This window comes from Acetobacter sacchari, from assembly GCF_017377715.1.
Lineage (GTDB): Bacteria > Pseudomonadota > Alphaproteobacteria > Acetobacterales > Acetobacteraceae > Acetobacter > Acetobacter sacchari.
This window is the reverse complement of the sequence record NZ_JAFVMF010000005.1, coordinates 218,288-238,267: the sequence shown is the minus strand read 5'-3', so window position 1 is coordinate 238,267 and position 19,980 is coordinate 218,288. Positions and strand designations below refer to the sequence as shown.

The 19,980-nt window shown below is 60.9% G+C and carries 18 protein-coding genes; 11 read left to right on the top strand and 7 right to left on the bottom strand.

Going from position 1 to position 19,980, the window contains the following annotated elements:
• The first annotated feature begins 3 nt into the window (after window positions 1–3).
• The gene (locus J2D73_RS06270; protein WP_207880375.1) at window positions 4–1,554 is read left to right on the top strand and encodes an efflux transporter outer membrane subunit; all 1,551 of its coding nucleotides are present in this window, start codon (window positions 4–6) and stop codon (window positions 1,552–1,554) included.
• Between the two features lie 306 nt (window positions 1,555–1,860).
• Here J2D73_RS06270 and rpmE read toward each other — a convergent pair whose 3' ends face one another.
• Window positions 1,861–2,088, bottom strand: a complete 228-nt coding sequence (rpmE, locus tag J2D73_RS06265) for a 50S ribosomal protein L31 (protein ID WP_207880373.1) — start codon at window positions 2,086–2,088, stop codon at window positions 1,861–1,863.
• Between the two features lie 327 nt (window positions 2,089–2,415).
• Between rpmE and mscL the strand changes: the two genes are divergently transcribed.
• Window positions 2,416–2,877, top strand: coding sequence for a large-conductance mechanosensitive channel protein MscL (mscL, locus tag J2D73_RS06260; RefSeq protein WP_207880368.1), 462 nt, complete (start codon window positions 2,416–2,418; stop codon window positions 2,875–2,877).
• A gap of 137 nt (window positions 2,878–3,014) precedes the next feature.
• On the top strand, window positions 3,015–3,353 hold the full coding sequence (locus tag J2D73_RS06255) for a hypothetical protein (protein ID WP_207880367.1): 339 nt from the start codon (window positions 3,015–3,017) through the stop codon (window positions 3,351–3,353).
• Between the two features lie 425 nt (window positions 3,354–3,778).
• Here the strand turns inward: J2D73_RS06255 and secF are convergent, their stop codons facing one another.
• The 3 genes from secF to J2D73_RS06240 all read right to left on the bottom strand — a co-directional run bounded on the left by secF (window position 3,779) and on the right by J2D73_RS06240 (window position 7,592).
• Window positions 3,779–4,711 (bottom strand): protein translocase subunit SecF, encoded by a 933-nt coding sequence (secF, locus tag J2D73_RS06250; RefSeq protein ID WP_026399327.1) that lies wholly within the window; start codon window positions 4,709–4,711, stop codon window positions 3,779–3,781.
• A gap of 14 nt (window positions 4,712–4,725) precedes the next feature.
• Window positions 4,726–6,282 (bottom strand): protein translocase subunit SecD, encoded by a 1,557-nt coding sequence (secD, locus tag J2D73_RS06245; RefSeq protein WP_207880463.1) that lies wholly within the window; start codon window positions 6,280–6,282, stop codon window positions 4,726–4,728.
• A gap of 155 nt (window positions 6,283–6,437) precedes the next feature.
• Window positions 6,438–7,592, bottom strand: coding sequence for a PA0069 family radical SAM protein (locus tag J2D73_RS06240; protein ID WP_207880366.1), 1,155 nt, complete (start codon window positions 7,590–7,592; stop codon window positions 6,438–6,440).
• A 247-nt stretch (window positions 7,593–7,839) separates the two neighbouring features.
• Between J2D73_RS06240 and J2D73_RS06235 the strand changes: the two genes are divergently transcribed.
• The 4 genes from J2D73_RS06235 (at window position 7,840) to J2D73_RS06220 (ending at window position 13,240) form a co-directional block, all read left to right on the top strand.
• Complete coding sequence (locus tag J2D73_RS06235; RefSeq protein ID WP_408736829.1) at window positions 7,840–8,859, top strand: Gfo/Idh/MocA family protein; 1,020 nt, start codon at window positions 7,840–7,842, stop codon at window positions 8,857–8,859.
• 479 nt (window positions 8,860–9,338) lie between these two features.
• Window positions 9,339–11,234 carry a ribonucleoside-diphosphate reductase subunit alpha gene (locus J2D73_RS06230; protein ID WP_243429718.1) on the top strand — a complete coding sequence of 632 codons (1,896 nt, stop codon included), beginning with the start codon at window positions 9,339–9,341 and terminating at the stop codon, window positions 11,232–11,234.
• 208 nt (window positions 11,235–11,442) lie between these two features.
• Window positions 11,443–12,465: a ribonucleotide-diphosphate reductase subunit beta gene (locus tag J2D73_RS06225; RefSeq protein ID WP_207880363.1), complete on the top strand. Its 1,023-nt coding sequence runs from the start codon at window positions 11,443–11,445 to the stop codon at window positions 12,463–12,465.
• Window positions 12,466–12,664: 199 nt separating this feature from the next.
• Window positions 12,665–13,240, top strand: a complete 576-nt coding sequence (locus J2D73_RS06220) for a DUF1013 domain-containing protein (RefSeq protein WP_207880362.1) — start codon at window positions 12,665–12,667, stop codon at window positions 13,238–13,240.
• Between the two features lie 57 nt (window positions 13,241–13,297).
• Here the strand turns inward: J2D73_RS06220 and J2D73_RS06215 are convergent, their stop codons facing one another.
• Entirely contained in the window at window positions 13,298–13,468 is a 171-nt protein-coding gene (locus tag J2D73_RS06215) for a YdcH family protein (protein WP_207880360.1), read from the bottom strand.
• A 270-nt stretch (window positions 13,469–13,738) separates the two neighbouring features.
• Between J2D73_RS06215 and J2D73_RS06210 the strand changes: the two genes are divergently transcribed.
• From J2D73_RS06210 to J2D73_RS06195, 4 genes are all read left to right on the top strand, one after another.
• Complete coding sequence (locus J2D73_RS06210; protein WP_207880358.1) at window positions 13,739–13,939, top strand: YdcH family protein; 201 nt, start codon at window positions 13,739–13,741, stop codon at window positions 13,937–13,939.
• Between the two features lie 53 nt (window positions 13,940–13,992).
• Complete coding sequence (gene purE, locus J2D73_RS06205; RefSeq protein ID WP_207880356.1) at window positions 13,993–14,544, top strand: 5-(carboxyamino)imidazole ribonucleotide mutase; 552 nt, start codon at window positions 13,993–13,995, stop codon at window positions 14,542–14,544.
• 23 nt (window positions 14,545–14,567) lie between these two features.
• Window positions 14,568–15,719, top strand: a complete 1,152-nt coding sequence (locus tag J2D73_RS06200) for a 5-(carboxyamino)imidazole ribonucleotide synthase (RefSeq protein ID WP_207880457.1) — start codon at window positions 14,568–14,570, stop codon at window positions 15,717–15,719.
• Between the two features lie 416 nt (window positions 15,720–16,135).
• Window positions 16,136–16,822 carry a YfdX family protein gene (locus J2D73_RS06195; protein ID WP_207880354.1) on the top strand — a complete coding sequence of 229 codons (687 nt, stop codon included), beginning with the start codon at window positions 16,136–16,138 and terminating at the stop codon, window positions 16,820–16,822.
• Between the two features lie 66 nt (window positions 16,823–16,888).
• Here J2D73_RS06195 and J2D73_RS06190 read toward each other — a convergent pair whose 3' ends face one another.
• Both J2D73_RS06190 and J2D73_RS06185 read right to left on the bottom strand, forming a co-directional pair.
• Window positions 16,889–18,112, bottom strand: coding sequence for an SAM-dependent methyltransferase (locus tag J2D73_RS06190; protein ID WP_207880352.1), 1,224 nt, complete (start codon window positions 18,110–18,112; stop codon window positions 16,889–16,891).
• Window positions 18,113–18,701: 589 nt separating this feature from the next.
• The gene (locus J2D73_RS06185) at window positions 18,702–19,949 is read right to left on the bottom strand and encodes a cation:proton antiporter (protein WP_207880455.1); all 1,248 of its coding nucleotides are present in this window, start codon (window positions 19,947–19,949) and stop codon (window positions 18,702–18,704) included.
• Window positions 19,950–19,980 lie beyond the last annotated feature (31 nt).

Sequence of the window (19,980 nt, the reverse complement as noted above, 5' to 3'; positions counted from 1 at the left end):
CGGATGAAGACTCCACGCCCATCTCCCCGCCCCGCCGCCCTGCTCCGCCACTACGGCAAGCGAGGCCTTCCGGCCGTTCTGCTGGCCCCGCTGACGTTGGGCGGCTGCATGGTGGGACCAAACTACAAGCGTCCGGCGGCAATCATCTCTCCCCAGTTCAAGGAGCTTCGTCCCGCTTCCGGATGGACATACGCCACGCCGTCTCTGGCCAGCGCGCCCAAGGGCAAATGGTGGGAGGTTTACCGCGATCCTCTTCTGAACAGCCTCGAAGAGCGTGTCTCCATCAACAACCAGAACGTCGCCGAATACGAAGCGCGCTACCGGGAAGCCCGGGCGGCAATCAACGCCATACGCGCGCAGCTTTATCCGACGCTCAGCACATCGGTCAGCTTCAACCGAAATAGCCAGGGCGGCACAGCCACATCCAGCACCGGCACGCAATACAGCTCCGGCTCGACGAGAAACACCTATGCTTTTGGACCAACGGCCAGTTGGGATTTGGACGTATGGGGAAAGATCAGACGGCAAATTCAGGCTCAGGTGACGGAGGCGCAGGCCTCGGCCGCGGATCTGGCGAACGCAAAGCTCGAATACCAGATCGATCTCGCCGTCGCTTATTTCAACCTGCGTTATCAGGACAGTCTGCGTGACCTACTGCACCGAAACGTGCTGTTTTACGAACGCTCTCTTCAGATTACGCAGAATCAGTTCGACGCGGGCACGGTCGATCCGACCTCTCTACTTCAGGCCAAAACCCAGCTCGAGCAAACGCGGGCCAACGAGATTCAGACGGGCGTCACGCGCGCCCAGTATGAACACGCCATTGCGGTCTACGCCGGAGAAGCGCCCGCCAACCTCAGCATCCCTGCCGGCGCGCTGCCTCGCGATATTCCCGCCGTTCCGGTCAGCGTTCCTGCCGTTCTGCTGCAACGCCGCCCTGATGTGGCGGCGGCGGAACGACGGATGGAGGAATACAACGCACAGATCGGCGCCGCGATCGCCGCGTTCTTCCCGACCATCACACTGAGCGCGTCCTACTCCTACAGCGGCGATCCGGTGGGCGCTCTGGTGCAGGTCGCCAACCGGATCTGGGCGCTTGGCGCATCCGCCTCGGAAACCCTGTTCGAGGGCGGCTCGCGCACAGCCGCCGTCCACGAAGCCAACGCCAATTACGACTTGTATACGGCGACATACCGTCAGACCGTCCTGACCGCGCTGCAAGGCGTGGAAGACCAGTTGTCGAACCTGCGCATTCTGGCCGATCAGGCGAAACAGCAGCAGATCGCGCTGGACGCTGCGAACAAGGCCGTCACCGTCTCGATGAACCAGTATCTGGCGGGAACGGAAATCTACACGACCGTGGTGACCTCGGAAGTTACCGCGCTCTCCAACGCTGAAACGGCTCTTTCCATCCAGCAAAGCCGTATCGTCGATTCGGTCAATCTGATCGGGGATCTGGGCGGCGGTTGGGACGCGGCTTCGCTGCCGAGCAAGGGCTCGATGCAGACCGATAACCCCCTCCTGCCGTCTTTCATACAGAAGGACAAAAACTAGGGCATTACCCCGTCAGACGGAATCGTCTCGTGGAGCAATGCGCCTGTAAACAATGAATTAGATTCACATCCGTGAACCAGTATGAACGGATATGGGTCCAGCCCGGCGTTGGCCGTCAACCAGCCAACCATCTCTGCCTTTTAAAATACTTTATAAAAAAACATCGGGCTCATTTGGCGATTTTTTGCATAAACATGCGAAACGACGTGGCCAACGATCGTTAGTAAAGAGAAATAAAAAACCCGCCTCTGTAGAGGCGGGTTCCAAACCACGCCCGGAAGGCATGGAGCAGACTGGCTGTTGCGCTTACTTGGAGCGCGTGCCGATGCCAGCAAAGCGCTTGTTGAACTTCGCGACCTGACCACCCGTGTCCATCATACGCTGCACGCCGGTCCACGCCGGGTGGGACTTCGGGTCGATGTCGAGGCGGAGCGTGTCGCCAGCCTTGCCCATGCAGGAGTGCGTCTTGTACTCCGTGCCATCGGTCATGATGATGTTGATTTCGTGGTAGTCGGGGTGAATTCCGGGCTTCATCGTTTCATTCCTGAAAAAATGCCCCGATGCCGACCGGGGCGAAGAGCAAGCGCTATAAACCATCCCGCCCTGACGGGCAACGCCTGCTCACGGTCGATAAAAAGAGTGACCGCCCATGAAACGAAACCTTCGTCGTCACGTTATGCTCCGGTATCTGTCCGCAATGCCAGAACCGCCCTTTAATCCTGTAATTTCAATGCTGTTACAGACGTGGATGAGCGCAACTTGTTCTTCCACAGACGGGCCTTGTCTTGTAGACGTGGCGCAAGGCGGGATCACAAACCAGTAATCGATAGCCCCCCGCGCTGAACATAACCCGAGGATATTATGGCTGAATCGAAACTGCGAGTGCACACCCCCGGCTGGTTAGGCGAATTCAAGGCCTTCATCATGCGCGGCAATGTCGTCGATCTGGCGGTCGGTGTGATCATCGGCGCCGCGTTCACCGCGATCGTCAACAGCCTCGTCAAAGATATCTTCAACCCGGTCATCGGTCTGGCTATCGGCGGTATCGATTTCAGCAACCTCTTCTGGACCATCAAGGGACCAGTCGAGCCGACCCTGGCGGAGGCCCAGAAAGCAGGCGCCGTCACCCTCAACTACGGCCTGTTCGCCAACGCGGTCATCCAGTTCCTGATCGTCGCGCTGGTTATTTTCTGGCTCGTGCGCATCCTGACCAAGATGCACGTTCGGGAGGAAGAAGCCCCTGCTGCGCCTCCTGCCCCGAGCAAGAGCGAAGTCCTGCTTGAAGACATCCGCGATCTGCTCGCGAAACAGCCGCGCTCCTGAAACGCCGAAACGTCTATGGAAGGGAGCGGCCAGGCGCCGCTCCCGTCACACATCCACAGACGGTTCGCTCAGCCTGCGGCATGTTTCTATTAAAGCGCCGTCTCGCTCATGAGCGATGGATCGCGTATCGTCACCTTATGACGTTCTCTCGCTTCCTCCGGGTTTCCTTCGCCGCCGCAAGCCTTGCTTCTCTCGGCGGATGTCAGGCAGCGCAACCGACGCTCTCTCTTGCGCCTAATCCCCACAACCTGATCTACACGTACCTGATCGTTCACGGCATGGTCCGCGGCGGCGTGATGTCTGGCGCGATACCAGCCGATCAGTTGCCTGCTGTCGTGATGGAAGATCGGTCAGCCCTGCTCGCCGTCGTCGCGGCGACAGGGCGACCGGACGCATCTCATCTTAAGACAGCGAGAGAAGATATTCAGGTGCTTCTCGCTCGCGTTGAACCTAAAGATCTCCCCGCTTCGCACTAGAATCGCTCCGGGTCACATCGATCCGCGAGCGAGAATGGTCTTGAGAGGACGCTTGCGCTCTTCGGTGCAGCAATACTGAACAGTGTGCAGCACCGTGCCGAGACGCGTCCCTCCGAGCTATACCCCCCTTCTCTAAAAGGTAGCGAGGTGCTCTCGTCGGCACGCGATCACATAAATCTGTGGCTGGCTGAAGAACCGCTTGCGCGTCGAATGCTGCATGCTTGCGAGCCGGAAACACGCGCCATTTTCTTCTGAAGCAGTGGACGTATGACGGGGGACAGACTCGCCCCCTCATCCGCGCATATCTCAGGCGCTTTTCTTTGTCCTGACGGGCTTCTCCACCTGCCTCCTCCTGATGAAGGGCGAGATCGCCTCTCACTCACCGGCTAACGAAGCAGCTGACCGAAAAATCCGCCCTGTGGTCGTTATGCAGACGGCGGACGAACGTCTTTGCGCAGACGCTTCTCACCCAACAGAAGCAGCAACGGCGCAGCGATAAAGATCGAGGATGAGGTTCCGACCACGATTCCGAACAACATGACCCAGGCAAAGCCGGACAACGTCGCGCCGCCGAACAGCGCCAGCGGAAGCGCCGCGAGGAACACGGTCGAAGACGTTCCCAACGTGCGGTTCAACGTCTCGTTGATCGACAGATCGATCAGTTCGCGCAGCGGCATGGTTCGATATTTACGAAGATTTTCACGCACCCGGTCATAGACCACCACCTTGTCGTTGGTGGAGTAGCCGAGGATCGTCAGGATCGCCGCGACCATGACGAGATCGAACTCGAAATGCGTCAGCACGAGGAACCCGACCGTCTTCGTCAGGTCGAGCACCAGCGTGACGACGGCGCTCAACGCGAACTCCCACTCGAAGCGGAACCAGATATAGCCCAGGATCATCAACAGACTGAGCCCCAGAGCCAGCATGCCGTTGCGGAACAGCTCCGCCGACACGGACGCGCCCACGGCGTCCGCGCGCACGACCGTAGCACCCGGCTGCGCCTCAGCCACGGCGTGACGCACCTGATCCACGACGGCGTTCGTATCGGTGTTCTTGTCCGCTTCCAGACGGATCAGCACATCGTCCGGACCACCGAACGCCTGCACGCCGCCGGTCGACACGTTATGGGCCGCCAGAGCCGCCCTTATCTTCGCGAAGTCGGCCGGACCGTTGGTCTTTGCCTCGACCACGATCCCGCCTTTGAAATCGAGCCCGAGGGTAAGGCCGGGATGGAAAAACAGCGCGAGCGAGATCAGCGACAATACCGCCGACGTCGCCAATCCGGCGAAGCGGCCGCGCATGAAGTTGATCTTGGTGTCGCTGCGGACGAAACGCAGCAGGGGACGTTCGAACATGGCGCGCTTTCCGCTCAGACCGGCAGGGTGGTGGGACGGCGGAGCGCGTACCAGCGCACCATCAGGAGCCGCGACAGCATGAGTGTCGTGAACAATGTGGTCACGATGCCGATCGTGATCGTCAGCGCGAAACCGCGCACCGGCCCCGTTCCGAACACGAACAGCATGACGTGGGCCAGCAGCGCCGTGGCGTTACTGTCGACAATGGTGGAGGTCGCGCGCTCGAACCCCGCCTGCATCGCAGCCAGGGCCGAGCGACCACGACCGATTTCTTCGCGGATGCGTTCGATGATCAGGATATTGGCGTCGACCGCCATACCGAGCGTGAGCAGCATTCCCGCCATACCCGGCAGCGTCAGCGTCGCCTCGAACAGCGACAGGATAGCGGCCATCAGCACGAGGTTGGCCAGCAACGCGACATTCGCGTACCAACCGAACCGCCCATAGAACAGCGCCATGAAGGCGATCACGAAGAAGAACCCGACGCCCAGACTGATCGCGCCAGCGCGGATCGAATCAGCGCCGAGCGAAGGACCGATCGAACGCTCCTCCATCACCGTCAAAGGAACCGGCAGCGCGCCCGCTTTCAGCAAAAGCGCCAGATCTGTCGCCTTGGCGGCGTCGAAATTGCCAGTGATCAGGCCATTGCCGCCTGTGATCGCCGTGTGAATGACCGGCGCCTCGATCACCTTGTCGTCGAGCACAATCGCGAAACGGCGACCAACATTGGCCTGCGTCACGTTCGCGAACGCGCGGGTCCCGACAGAGTCCAGCGAGAAGCTGACGGCCCAGCCACCGGTCTGCTGATCCGTCGTCGCGCCGGCGTTGGTCAGGTCCGCGCCGTCGACCTCGATATGATCGCGAACGGCCAGCATCTGCCCGCCTGCGTCCATATCCGGCAACATGGTCGCACCCGCCGGCGCGATCTGACCGGCGCCAGCGCTCTCATCCACCAATCGGAAGGTCATGCGCGCCGTGGTCCCCAGCAGCGCCTTGACGCGCTCGGGATCACTGACGCCGGGAAGCTCTACAACAATACGGTCATCGCCCTGGCGCGTGATCTCCGGATCGATTGCGCCCGTCGCGTCGATACGACGGCGAACAATCTCGATGGACTGCGTCACGGCGTCCTGCGCGCGCAGTTTCATCGCATCGGGCGACAGAGTAAGCGCTATGGACCCGTCCGGCTGGCTGGCGACGCTGAACTCATTCGGAACCACGCGCGGCATCGCGTCGAGCGTTTTTACGTCGCGGTCGCGCTCGGAGGGATCGCGCGGGGTGAAGGTGACCTGCTGCTTCTGCACCTCCACCCGGATGTCGCGATAACCCAGCCCATCGGCCAGAAGCGCCTGACGCACGCCGTCGGAAAGCGACTGCAGCCGGTCTTTGGCGAGAGACTTCAGATCGACCTGCATCAGCAGGTATGACCCGCCGCGCAGATCCAGCCCGAGATGAATCTGGCGCCACGGCATCGACGGAAGCGGACGTTGCATGAAATTGGGGGCGCAGAGCACGAGGCCGAGGAGGCAGACCCCGACAACCGAAAGCATCCTGAGCCGACTGTAATACATCATACCTGCAGAACCGTTCTCCGTCGGGCCGATGCGAACAGTCGCGGGCCCTGATCCCGAAGCGCCCCCTGCGGGGCCGCTCCAGCGGCGGCGGGAAGATGCCGGTCAAACGCGCGCGATGCAACCGGGGACAGGACGATCTGCGTCATAGCGTATCAGAACAGTGACATCTGTCCCGTTTCCCGAACAGTCGATCTGGCAGGCGGGGCGAAAGCGGAGCAATCCAGCGGCGGCATCCGCCCGAACCCCAGACGCCTTCGCGCCAGAGCATACCGGCGCGCGAGAAGGCTTGCGTAAACGCCCTCCCCCGCCATGCGCTTTCCGTAACGAGAATCATACAATCTGCCGCCGCGCGTCTCCCGCACCAGTTTCAGCACCTTCTCCGCACGGTCGGGATAATGCCGTCTGAGCCAGCTTTCGAAGATCGGCGCGACCTCCAGAGGCAGCCGCAGCAGCACAAACCCAGCGTCACGCGCGCCTGCGGAAGCCGCTGCATGCATCAGCGCCTCAAGCTCGGCATCATTGAGTCCGGGAATCATGGGGGCGATTAACGTTGCGACCGGAACACCTGCTTTCGACAAAGCCTCTATGGCGGCCAACCTCTTCGCCGGAGAGCTGGCCCGCGGCTCCATACGGCGGGACAGTTCAACATTCAGCGTCGTGAGCGAGATGTGCACGCGCACGAGATTACGCTGCGCCATATCGGTCAGAACGGGCAAATCCCTTAAAATTCCGGCAGATTTCGTGACAATGGTGGCTGGATGCCCACACGCGGACAACACCGCCAGAATGGCGCTGCTGATCGAAAGGCGGCGCTCCACCGGCTGCCACGGATCGGTGTTGGTCCCCAAGCCTATCGGTTTCGGCGCATACCCCGGTGCTGACAACTCCCGACGAAGAAGATCCGCAGCGGATGGCTTGAAGTGCAGGCGGGTTTCAAAATCCAGCCCCGGTGAAAGTCCCAGCCACGCGTGAGTTGGACGCGCGAAACAATAGACGCAACCGTGCTCGCACCCGCGATAAGGGTTGATCGAACGGTCAAACGGCACGTCCGGGCTTTCATTATAGGTGATGATCTTGCGCGGATGCTCGACGGTCAGTTCCGTAACCGGAGACGGCGCATCGTCGGGGCTGTCCCAGCCGTCATCAATCGGATTCGCGCTCAGCGCGTCGTAGCGCGGCGCTGGACTAAGCGTCGCGCCGCGCCCCTTCACGACCTCTTCGACGCGCGTTGAATCTTCCTGCAGCGCGAGCGCATTGTCCTCTGCGCGCCGCCCTGCGCCGATCGGCTGGCTTCTCGGTCCGTTCATGCGATATCCCGCCCTCCCGACAAGGCCGAGGCAGCGACCTTTGAAGAAAGGAACATATCATGAACATTCGCGCTTGCAAGGACGCTCTGGCGCGCGCGCGCCTCCGCTGCTAACCGGATGTCGGCGATGACGGATGTCGCCGCCAGGCATGGCCGCCCGGTCGTGCGCTGCTCCGGGAAAGCCCGGACGGACGGAGACAAACAACGTCATCGACAGCGCAGAGCGCGACGATGATCGGTACGCGGAGATGGGCGATATGGCGGGTGGAACGACCGGACAGAGCGCCGGAACGTTGCGTGTTGGCGTCGTCGGCTGCGGTCATTTCGGACGCTTCCATGTCCTGAAATCCCACGCGGCGCCGCGTGAAACGCTTGTTGGCGTGTTCGACCCGGATCAGGAGCGCGCCAGCGTTGTCGCCACGGAAGGCCGGACACGGGCCTACGACGATCTCGACGCTCTTTTACAGGACGTCGACGCCGTCATCGTGGCCGCGCCCGCGGAGATGCACTTCGCCCTGACCGCCCAGGCCCTGCGAGCGGGCAAACACGTTCTGGTCGAAAAACCCATCGCGGCGACGCTGCTGGAAGCCGATGAGCTCGCGACGTTGGCGCAGACGACCGGGCGCGTCCTTCAGGTCGGACACCTGCTCCGCTACTCGGCTGAACACGACGCAATCGTGCAGCGAATCACCCGACCGCTTTATATCGAAGCCACGCGCATTGCGCCGTTCAAGCCACGCGGCACCGACGTCTCGGTCATCCTGGATCTGATGATCCACGACCTCGATCTGGTGCTGGCTATCGTAGACAGTCCGATCGCACAGGTCGAAGCGCTCGGCGCCGCCGTCAGCTCGGACCTCGAGGACATCGCCAACGCCCGGGTGCGCTTCGCCAACGGGTGCGTCGCGACGATTACGGCCAGCCGCATATCCCTGAAAACAGAGCGCAAGATGCGACTGTTCTCTGAAGAGGGATATCTTTCGGTCGATTTCGGAAAACGCGAGCTCACGATGATCGGGCGGGAGCGCGGCTTCCCGCTTCCGGGCACAGGAGGCTTCCGCCGCGATTCAGCCTCATGGCGCGATCACGATTCTCTGGAAGCGGAACACGCCGCGTTCGTCGCCTCCTGCCTGGATGGCGCGCCTGTTCGCGTGGATGCACAGGCCGGGCGACGAGCGCTTGAAGCAGCGCTCGCAGTCACAGACGGAATTTCCGAGTCGCGGCGTCGCATGGAAATGTCCGGCCTGATCGGTCGCCCCGGCGGTTGATCGTACGTTCTGGCGCGTCTTTGGTCCGAAACAGGTGGAATCGGCTGGACGGATAAAACCGTAATCAGAACGAAAAACGAATATCTCGCCTGTGTGACAAATATGAGCGGATACGTCCCCAGGGCGCCAAAGATCGGCGCGAAGTCAACGACATAGGATCTGGCGCCGGCGCCGGGACGATCAGGATGAGCCGAGAGCGTTAACAGCCGATTCGATCAGCAGACTCGCGCCGCACATCACGAAAACTCCCCAAAACCCTGAAAAATAAAGATTTTCATTTTTTTAGCCCGAGAATCCCGGACGCCTGTCGTCAAGGAATTTTTTGCGATTGCGACCCTATATCTTGTGTTGGCTGAGCGGGAGGCTCCCGCATATAGTGTTCGAGCTTTCGGGCCGGTGACGCTCTCATCATCCCGCGCAGTCCAGAAATTCAATGGTGTGGAGTGGCCGGGATGAGTCTGACGGAGATATCTGAACGCATGGTCGAATCGGTGAGCGCGCATGGCGGCGACGAAGCCGCTGCGAGCCTGTTCGAGCCCAACATGCTCGAAGATGTCGTGCAGCTTCCGGGCCACCACCGTGTCGTTGTCGACCGCTCTCGCGATTCGCTGCTGACGGATTTCGGCAAGGCGACGCTGGATAACCGCTACCTCCTCCCCAGCGAAGGGTATCAGGACCTGTTCGGCCGCGTGGCCTCCTACTACGGGGCCGACGCGGGACACGCGCAGCGCATCTATGACTACATCTCCCGCCACTGGTTCATGCCCGCGACGCCCGTGCTGTCCAACGGCGGCACGACGCGCGGCCTTCCGATTTCCTGCTTCCTGAACGAAGCGAACGACAGCCTCGAAGGCATCGTGGGACTCTGGAACGAGAACGTCTGGCTCGCGTCCAAGGGCGGCGGCATCGGCTCCTACTGGGGTAATCTTCGTTCCATCGGTGAAAACGTGGGGCGCAACGGCAAGACGTCTGGCGTCATCCCCTTCATTCGCGTGATGGACAGCCTGACGCTGGCCATCAGCCAGGGTTCGCTGCGTCGCGGCTCCGCTGCCGTTTACCTCCCGGTCTGGCATCCCGAGATCGAGGAATTCGTCGAGATGCGGCGCCCGACCGGCGGCGACCCAAACCGCAAGGCGCTGAACCTGCATCACGGCGTGCTGGTGCCTGACGAGTTCATGCGCGCCGTAGAGGCCGACGCAGAATGGGCGCTGTTGTCGCCGAAAGATCACTCGGTGATCCGCAAGGTGTCCGCGCGTTCGCTGTGGATCCGCATCCTGACCGCCCGCATGGAGCAGGGCGAGCCGTACATCGTCTATTCCGACCACGTAAACAACGCCCGCCCGGAGCATCACAAGCTCGCCGGACTGGAAGTGAAGACGTCCAATCTCTGCTCCGAGATCACGCTGCCCACAGGCATTGACCAGCACGGGAAAGAGCGGACGGCGGTGTGCTGTCTCTCATCCCTGAATCTGGAAACCTGGGAGGAATGGCGCGACAACCCTGAGTTCATCACGGACGTCATGCTGTTCCTCGACAACGTGTTGCAGGACTTCATTGACCGCGCCCCGCCCGAGATGGCCCGCGCCGTCTATGCGGCGTCGCAGGAGCGGTCGGTCGGTCTGGGCGTCATGGGCTTCCATTCCTTCCTGCAGGCGAACAACATTCCCTTCGAAAGCGTCATAGCGAAGGTCTGGAACAAGCGGATTTTCAAGCATATTAAGGAGCAGGCTGATAAAGCCTCCCGAACGCTGGCCGAAACACGCGGCGCCTGCCCGGACGCCGCCGAATACGGGATGATGGAGCGCTTCTCCAACAAGATCGCCATCGCCCCGACCGCGTCGATCTCGATCATCGCGGGCAACGCCAGCCCCGGCATCGAGCCGATCTCCGCCAACGTCTTCCTGCAAAAGACGCTCTCCGGCTCGTTCACGGTCCGTAACCGGCATCTGCGCCAGTTGCTGATCGAGAAAGGACAGGACACGGACGACGTCTGGTCGTCGATCACCCTGTCCAAAGGCAGCGTCCAGCACCTCGACTTCCTGTCCGAGCAGGAAAAGGCCGTATACAAGACCGCCTTCGAACTGGATCAGCGCTGGATCGTGGAGCACGCCGCCGACCGTACGGCGTATATTTGTCAGGCGCAGTCGATCAATCTGTTCCTGCCAGCCGACGTCCACAAGCGCGACCTGCACCAGATCCATTTCATGGCGTGGAAGAAGGGCGTGAAATCCCTCTATTACTGCCGTTCGCTGTCGATCCAGCGCGCCGACACCGTCAGCAACGTGCTGGAAAAATCAGAAATGCCCGGCTCCGCCGCCGCGCAGGCGGCTCCGGCGGAAGCGACCAAATACGAGGAATGCCTCGCCTGCCAGTAAGGCGACGACCCACACAGGACGATTACGGCGCGGCCCCGCGTCAGGCGTGCATCGCAGCACGCCGCCGCAAGCGACAACGCGGGCGCGCCTTACCGAGTCCGGCCTCTGCAGCCCCCCGACGCCTTCGCCGTCGGGACGTATTTCGACGCCGCGCAGCCTGCGGCCCCATGCATCGCGGACGCCCGTGTCCGCTACAGGAGCGTCAACGATGAGCACTACCACGACCACAACGACGGGCGCGGCAGAACAGCGTCTGGACCTGCTTACCGCAAACCCTGTCTACAAGCCGTTCCGCTATCCTTGGGCATATGACGCATGGCTGACGCAGCAGCGCGTTCACTGGCTGCCGGAAGAAGTGCCTTTGGCCGACGACGTCAAGGACTGGCACAAGGTGCTCAACGACGGCGAACGGCATCTGGTGACCCAGATTTTCCGTTTTTTCACCCAGTCGGACGTCGAGGTGAACAACTGCTACATGAAGCAGTACAGTCAGGTCTTCAAACCGACTGAAGTGCTGATGATGCTCTCGGCGTTCTCGAACATCGAGACGATTCACATCGCCGCCTACAGCCATCTCCTGGACACCATCGGAATGCCCGAGAGCGAGTATTCCATGTTCCTTAAGTACAAGGAGATGAAGGACAAATACGATTACATGCAGACGTTCACCGTCGAGAGCAAGCATGAGATCGCCAAGACCCTCGCCGCTTTCGGCGCATTCACCGAAGGTCTGCAACTGTTCGCGTCCTTCGCGATTCTGCTGAACTTCCCGCGCTTCAACAAGCTGAAGGGCATGGGCCAGATCGTGTCGTGGTCCGTACGCGACGAGACCCTGCACTGCCTGTCCATGGCGCGGCTCTTCCGCACCTTCGTGCACGAAAATCCCGAAATCTGGACGGATCAGCTCAAAACCGAAATCAGCGAAATTTGCCAGACGATCGTCGAGCATGAAGACGCATTCATTGACCTGGCGTTCGAGGCTGGCCCGGTTGAGGGCCTCGACGCTGATCAGGTGAAAGCCTACATCCGCTTCATCGCCGACCGCCGCCTCGGACAGATAGGGCTTGATCCGCTTTATGGCGACGTGCAGCGCAATCCCCTGCCCTGGGTCGACGACATGCTCAACGCCGTCGAACACGCCAATTTCTTCGAGAACCGCTCTACCGAATACAGCCGCGCCTCCACCAGCGGCACCTGGGAAGAAGCGTTCGAAGACAGCGTCTTCAACTGAGGCCACGCACGCCACGCATGCTCGCGCCGATCGAGAACACGTCAATTCCAGCTTGACCCGACGGCCCGTCGCGGCCATTACCCTGTCCGGATACGCGCGCCGGCAGGCACGCAGGGCCGGGGCCTCAAGCCCCATCCCTAATGACCGATACCGGTGCCTGCGTGAGCGCCGAAAGACCACGCAGCAGCAGGATCGATCGATGACGACGCTTCCCTTGATGCCCAAAGCGACAGCCGTCTGGCTGATCGAGAAGACCGCTTTGACCTTCACTCAGGTCGCTGAATTCTGCGGCATGCACCCTCTTGAGGTGCAGGCTATCGCCGATGGCGAAGTCGCGCAGGGCATCGTCGGTTACGACCCGGTAGCCAACCATCAGGTCACAAAAGAAGAAATCGCGCGGTGCGAGGCCGACCCGAACGCTCGCCTGAAAATTCTGACAACCGGCAATCAGGTTAAGCGGCGCTCCAAAGGCGCGCGTTACACGCCCGTCGCCAAGCGGAACGACCGCCCGGACGGCATCGCCTTCATCCTGCGCAATTTTCCGCAATTGCAGGACGTCCAGATCGTCAAGTTGCTGGGCACCACCAAAGACACCATCGCCAAGGTGCGTGATCGCCAGCACTGGAACAGCCAGAACATCAAGCCGCGCGATCCGGTGACGCTGGGCCTGTGCAGCCAGACGGATCTCAATGCCGCCGTCGCCGCCAGCAACGAGCGTCTGGAGCGGGAGGGCCGTACGGCACCGCCGCCAATGCTGATCGGCGACGACGAATAAGAGAAAAAAAACCGGGCGCGTCGCAGTCAGCGAGCGCCCGGCTGGGGAAGGTTGGCTTCAGGCGTGCGTCCGAAGACGGTCCATTTCCTCTTTTACGCGCAACTTCTGAAGCTTCAGGCACATCAGAATACGCTGGTCGGGAAGCGGGCGATGAACTTCGTCGGTGATTTTCTCGTCAAGGCTGGAGTGACGGCGACGCAGACTTTCGATACGCGATTGATTGCTCATGGTCATCCTCCTGAAGATTGTTGCCGAAAGGCTACGCTAGCGCTGCGTTAGTCATTTCTTTCATGAAAACTTCGTCATATACGCCCTGCCCCGACTCGATCGTCAGATCTTCGTCGACGGCGTCTGGACGCAAGCGCGATGTGCGGACTGGCGTGGCGGCGGACGGCGCCCTAACCTGCTTTTCGCCGTCAGGGCGGCGGAAGGCCGCCGCCGCCGACGGAGGGGGGACGATGATCTTGACGGAAACATCTTCTGACGTCCGGTGGAACCATGCTGCGTGACCGGGACAGCATGCTGCGAAAACTTCACGAATTACGCAGCGAACATCGTGATCTGGACACTGTCATCGATCGCCTCGTCTCCGAACCGACCGACCAGCTTCATCTCCAGCGCTTGAAGAAACGCAAACTCCTGCTCAAGGACGAAATCTCGTGGATCGAGAGCAGGCTCATCCCAGACAACATCGCCTGAGCCGAACGACGAGCCTGCGCTCGTAACCCGGCCGGGCTTTCACAGAGACGACCATGACTGACGAACCCAACCTGCCCGACGTCATAAGCGCCGAGAATACTCCTTCCGACACGGCCGTAACCGGCGCGACGCAGGTTGGCGTCATCATGGGGAGCCAGTCCGACTGGGAGACCATGCGCCACGCCATCGAGACTCTGGAAGCGCTCGGCGTGGCTTATGAAACGAAGATCGTGTCGGCGCATCGCACGCCGGACCGTCTGGCCGATTACGCGCGCACGGCGGTCGAACGCGGTCTTTCAGTGATCATCGCCGGCGCTGGCGGAGCCGCACATCTGCCAGGCATGTGCGCCGCCTGGACCCGCCTGCCCGTGCTCGGCGTACCCGTGGAATCTCACGCGCTGAAAGGCATGGACAGCCTGCTATCCATCGTACAGATGCCTGGCGGCGTGCCAGTCGGGACGCTGGCCATCGGCAAGGCGGGGGCAATCAACGCCGCCCTTCTGGCCTCATCGATCCTCGCCATCGGGGATGAAACTCTTGCCGCCCGGCTCGACACCTGGCGCGCCTTGCAGACCGCATCCGTCCGCGACGAGCCCGAGCGGTGACGAACGACTCTGTGCACGACGCCATGACCACGTCTCCCCTCGCCCCCAACTCCGTCATCGGCATCGTAGGCGGCGGCCAACTTGGCCGCATGTCGGCGATGGCCGCCGCGCGTCTGGGTTTTCGGACCCGTGTGCTGGCCAGTGATCCCGACGACCCGGCGGTGCAAGTCGCCCACGACGCCACCATCGGCGCTTATGACGATCCGGCGGCCCTGCGCCAGTTCGCCGAAGCCGTGGACGTCATCACCTTCGAATTTGAAAACGTCAGCGCCGATGGACTGGACCTGCTCTCAGCCATCAGGCCAGTGCGACCGTCCGGGTCTATCCTGCGCGTCAGTCAGGACCGCGAACAGGAGAAGACGTTCCTTGGCGACGCTGGCGTGGCCGTTGCGCCGTGGCGGCTTGTCACCGACAGCGAAAGCCTGCAGGCGGCGGCAGAGGAACTTGGCTACCCGTTCATTCTCAAGACTACCCGGCTCGGTTACGACGGCAAGGGGCAGAAGCGCATCGCCAGCGGCGACGAACTTCAGGCCGCGTTCGACGCGCTTGAGCCCAAGCCCCTCGTCGCCGAAGGCATGATCGATTTCGCGATGGAGATCAGCGTCATGGCCGCCCGAGGCCTGGACGGGACCGTCAGGTGCTTCGAGCCGACGGAAAACCGGCATTGCAACGGCATCCTCGACATCAGCCTCGCGCCCGCGCGAATTACTGACGAAACAGCGGCGAAAGCGCGCGACATCGCCGCGCGGATCGCCGTGGCGCTCGATCTGGTCGGGATCATGGGCGTCGAGATGTTCGTAGCAGCGGATGGCGGCCTGCTGGTCAACGAAATCGCGCCGCGACCGCATAACTCTGGCCACTGGACCATGGACGCCTGCGTGATCGACCAGTTCGGAATGCACGTGCGCGCCGTGACCGGTTTACCGCTCCTTGAGCCCTCACGTCATTCGGACGCCGTGATGAAAAACCTTATTGGCCCCGCCGATATGGCTCTGTGGCCCCGCATCGTGGAGACGCCGGGTTTCATCCCCCATCTGTACGGCAAGGACGAGGCGCGGGAGGGACGGAAGATGGGGCATGTCAACATGCTCTTCCCGCGAGGCGGCATGCCGGGAGAATTTGGCGTTCAGGCACGGCTGGATTTCCTTGCCACGCAGGATGGCGGCGCAGACTGATCAGCCTCCCGGCATGGGAACAGACGACGTACGGGCGCGCTTTCCTTTCGGGCCCGTTCGGCGACTTTCACCTGATGCTTCGCACAATCTGGAAACATCGCCTCTGTTGGTCGAAAACAATTCCCATCCGATAATTTTCGAAATTTCAATATTTATTACGACATAGTATCCACAGAAAAAATCAATAATTACAAACAAATTTATATATGACGGCGCTCATTGACGCTGCACCGCAATATTACTACCCCGAATACGAATTTATCGATTCGAACGCTTCGATGGTTCGTCTTTCGATCCGATCGTAATCGTTAAATTTATTGTCCGCGTCGTCATTACGCGCACCCCTGCGAGTCGGAAATCATGTACCCGGACCGGTGCGCTCGCAGCCTTTGAATACGAAAAAGGAAGATACAGACATGCGATTTGTTCCTTCACTGGCGCTCGCCACGGGCCTCGCGCTCACCCCTGTCTTCGCTCATGCAGACTCCATCCGCACGCATTGGGAGCAGTACAAGGCCGGACGCGCGTTCCGTCACCTCTCGATGGACGGGCAGAAAGCCCTCGGCGATATTTTCAAAGCCCACGATCTGCTCGCCGCCGGCAACACGGACGCTGCAATTCCCGCACTGTACGACGCCAGCAAGCGTCTGGAGGCCGCAGACAAGGCGGGCGTAAAATTCAACGCGGCTGAAAGCGCCCTGCACACCGCGCCGCAGCATGCGCCCACCGCAAGCCACACGCCGTCCGCTACTCCGGCTGACTGGGTGCCGGTCGGCGGAGAATTCATCGTGAGCGACACGCTGGCTCCCGAGAAGAAAGCCAGCGTCGCCAGCGCCAACGCTCAGTTGAAGGCTGGCGAAACGGAGCAGGCCGCCCAGACGATGCAAGTCGTTGGCGAGGACGCCACGTTCATCGTCGCACTCGCTCCGCTGGCAGCGACGCAGGGCGCCGTGAACCGCGCGACAGTCTTCACCGAGGGACGTCAGGCGAAAGACGCCCTCGCCGCGCTGGACGACGCCCTGAACGGCCTGGTTTTCGTTACCGAAGACTTCGCTGCGACTGCGCTGCCTGCTCCGAAGGCCAGCGCTAAAACGCCGAAATAAACGTTACACACGGGCGGCGTCGCTCTGACGTCGCCCGAACCAGATGCGCGTCAGACGACGGCGTCTTCAGGAAGAGCGTTTTTCAGCCTCGAACATGTAATCGCGGGTAAGTGGCGTCGCATCGATAGCGCGCGTAAGCTGAAGCTGAAAATTCATATGCCCCTGTACGCGGAACGAGAGCTCCGCTCCGGCCAGATAGAATTCGAACATCCGACAGAAGCGTTCGTCATAGAGGGCGGCTGCGTCAGCGCGGCGCGCATTGAAACGCTCCCTCCAGATTTCCAAGGTTTTTGCGTAGTGTAGCCTCAGAATCTCGCAATCCGTGACCCACAGGCCAGTCGTCTCGATCGCGGCGAGAGTCTCGCTGAGCGCCGGGGAATACCCACCCGGAAATATGTATTTGTCGATCCAGGGATTGGTCGTGCCAGGACTGTCGTTTCGGCCAATCGAGTGGATCACGGCGACGCCATCGTCCTTGAGGCTATCCCTGACCTTCTCGAAAAACGTGCGATAATGGCCAACGCCAACATGCTCGAACATCCCGACTGACACGATGCGGTCATAACACGTGCGCAAGAGGCGGTAATCCAGCAGCTCGAAACGAACCCTGTCGGACAACCCAGCCTCTGCGGCCCGCGCGCGCGCGGTTTGCAACTGCTCCGTAGACAGCGTGATCCCGACGACATGCGCTCCGTAGTCGCGAGCGAGGGTGAGCGCCATGCCTCCCCACCCGCATCCGATGTCCAGCACCGTCAAACCGGGGCGGTCCAGCTTCAGCTTGGCGGCAATATGGCGTTTCTTCGCCTCCTGCGCCTCATCGAGGGTCTCGTGCCCGGTCTGAAAATACGCACAGGAATATTGTCGGTCCTTGTCGAGGAACAATTGGTACAGCCGTCCATCGAGATCATAATGATGAGCGACGTTGCTGCGTGATCGCTTTTCTGGATTGAACTGTATCCAGCTCCGCCGCAGATAGCGCACGGACGACGCCACCCGTTCCCCGACCAGAGATCCGCCAGACGACGGGGCCATGGCGTTCTCCATGAGAACATGCAGCAGCGCGTATATGTCGCATCCATCCGGGCTAATCGCACCGTCCATATAGGCTTCGCCGAACGCCAATCCCGGATTCAACACAAGACGCCGCTCGGCGTCCGAGGTGTGAATCGTCATGGCCGCGTGCGGCCCCGAACCGATACTCCCATACGTCTTGCGCAGCCCGTCCGGGTAGGTGACTTCCAGCGATCCGACATCAATAAATCGTCTCAGCATCAGATCGAGGATTCGCATCTCACCCAGTCTCCTTGAGAATCGCTGGCTTCTGTCCAGACGAAGGACCCTAATCCATCGTTACGACGAAGCGAAATGACGTAAAGAGGCGCAGTTTGCTAAGCGCATGAGGGAATTCACCGGGATTCACTTCGGCTCCCCATAATACTGCAGCCACGCACAGCCGTAGATTCATAGAAATGGAATGAAAAATCCGGACGCCAGCTTCTCCGCGACTGCCACCGTTTCGTCTCAAACTCGTCTGGCGACACGCAGTAGGCCTGCAATAGACCCGACGCAGACGGGATCACGCGAAACCGTGACCAATTCCCCAAATACCCCGACAAGGGGCTCCTCTGCATTCAGGCTCATTGCGAATACTGCGACTGATTTTTGAGCGTCGCACAAGCCGACGAGCATTCAGCAGAAAACCACGGCTTTCTCCACTCCCTACGCCAGATCAAGCACGTGGGGCGTGTTCCGCGAAACGGGCCGGTCGGCAGGCGCTGTGGCAGATCACCTGAACGCGTGGATGCTGCAACTAGATAAAGAAACTCGGCGTCTGGACCCAAGGAGTTGGGCTTTGCTTCGAAGTGTACGAAACCGATTGCTAATGTTGCCTGTAAAGCCTGTTTACCACTCGTTCCATCGTCAGCCCCTGAACCACGATGCTGAACACGACGACGCCATAGCAAACGGGAAGTAGCAGATCCCGCATCTCTCCCGGTGGCAGCCCCAACGCCAGCGACACCGATATTCCTCCCCGAATGCCGCCCCATGTGAGCACACCGAACGTACGGCCGTGATCCCAGTGGCGCAGATGGGCAGGCAAGGTCGACAGCAGAACACTTAACGCACGCGCCCCGAGCGACAGGGGAATGATGAGAAGCGTCGCGGCCAGCGAAAAGTAGCGCGGCGTAATTTCCAGTATTTCGAACCCGATCAGCATGAACAGCAGCACGTTCAGTACTTCATCGAGCAGAGTCCATGCACTGTCGAGTTCCTTACGCGACAGTTCGTCGAACACCGAACGACTGTAGCTCGTGCCGAAGCACAACCCGGCGACCACGACAGCGATCGCTCCCGAAACGCCAAGTTTGCTGGCGATGCTGAACGTTCCCATGGCGAGCGCCAGCGAGGTCAGAAGATCGATATGCGGATCACGCTGCCCGCGCAGGATACGAAGCGCGATCCATCCGGTCAGAGCTCCCAGAGCTCCGCCCCCCAAAGCCTCCCTGCAAAAACTCGACAAAAACTCGAACGCCGAAACATCCTGACGACCGCCAGTCGCCACTTCGATCGTCAAACCGAAGATCACAACGCCGACGCCGTCGTTGAACAGACTCTCACCCGCGAAAAGCGCCTGCACGGTATCAGGCAGCCCCAGACGCTTGAGCATTCCCACGACCGACACCGGGTCTGTCGGCGCGATGATGGCCCCAAGCACGACGCACCATATGAAGGGCGGCGCATGTCCAAGCAGACGAAACACCAGCCAAGAGGCCCCCGCCAGAAACGCGACCGCCAAAACGGTCGCCAGGATGGAAAGCGCCGTCACCGAGGCCAGACGCGCCCGAAGATGCGTAAGATTCACCTGCATGGCGCCGGCGAAAAGCAGGAGCGAAAGGACGCCGTTCAGAAAAGTTTCGGGCAAATCTATCGCGCCCAGCACCGACCGGGGCAGCGCCTGCAGGTCATAGGCCGGGATCAGCGGATTCAACGCCATGACGATCAGCGACGTCAGCAGGGAGAATATCAGGACGCCGATCGTGACGGGAACGCGCAACGTGTGGTGGTTCGCGATGCTGAAGGCCGCGGCGAGCGCCAGCAGCAAGGCGATCATACTGATCATATCCATGACAGCTACGGCTGCAGTCTTCACGGTCGTG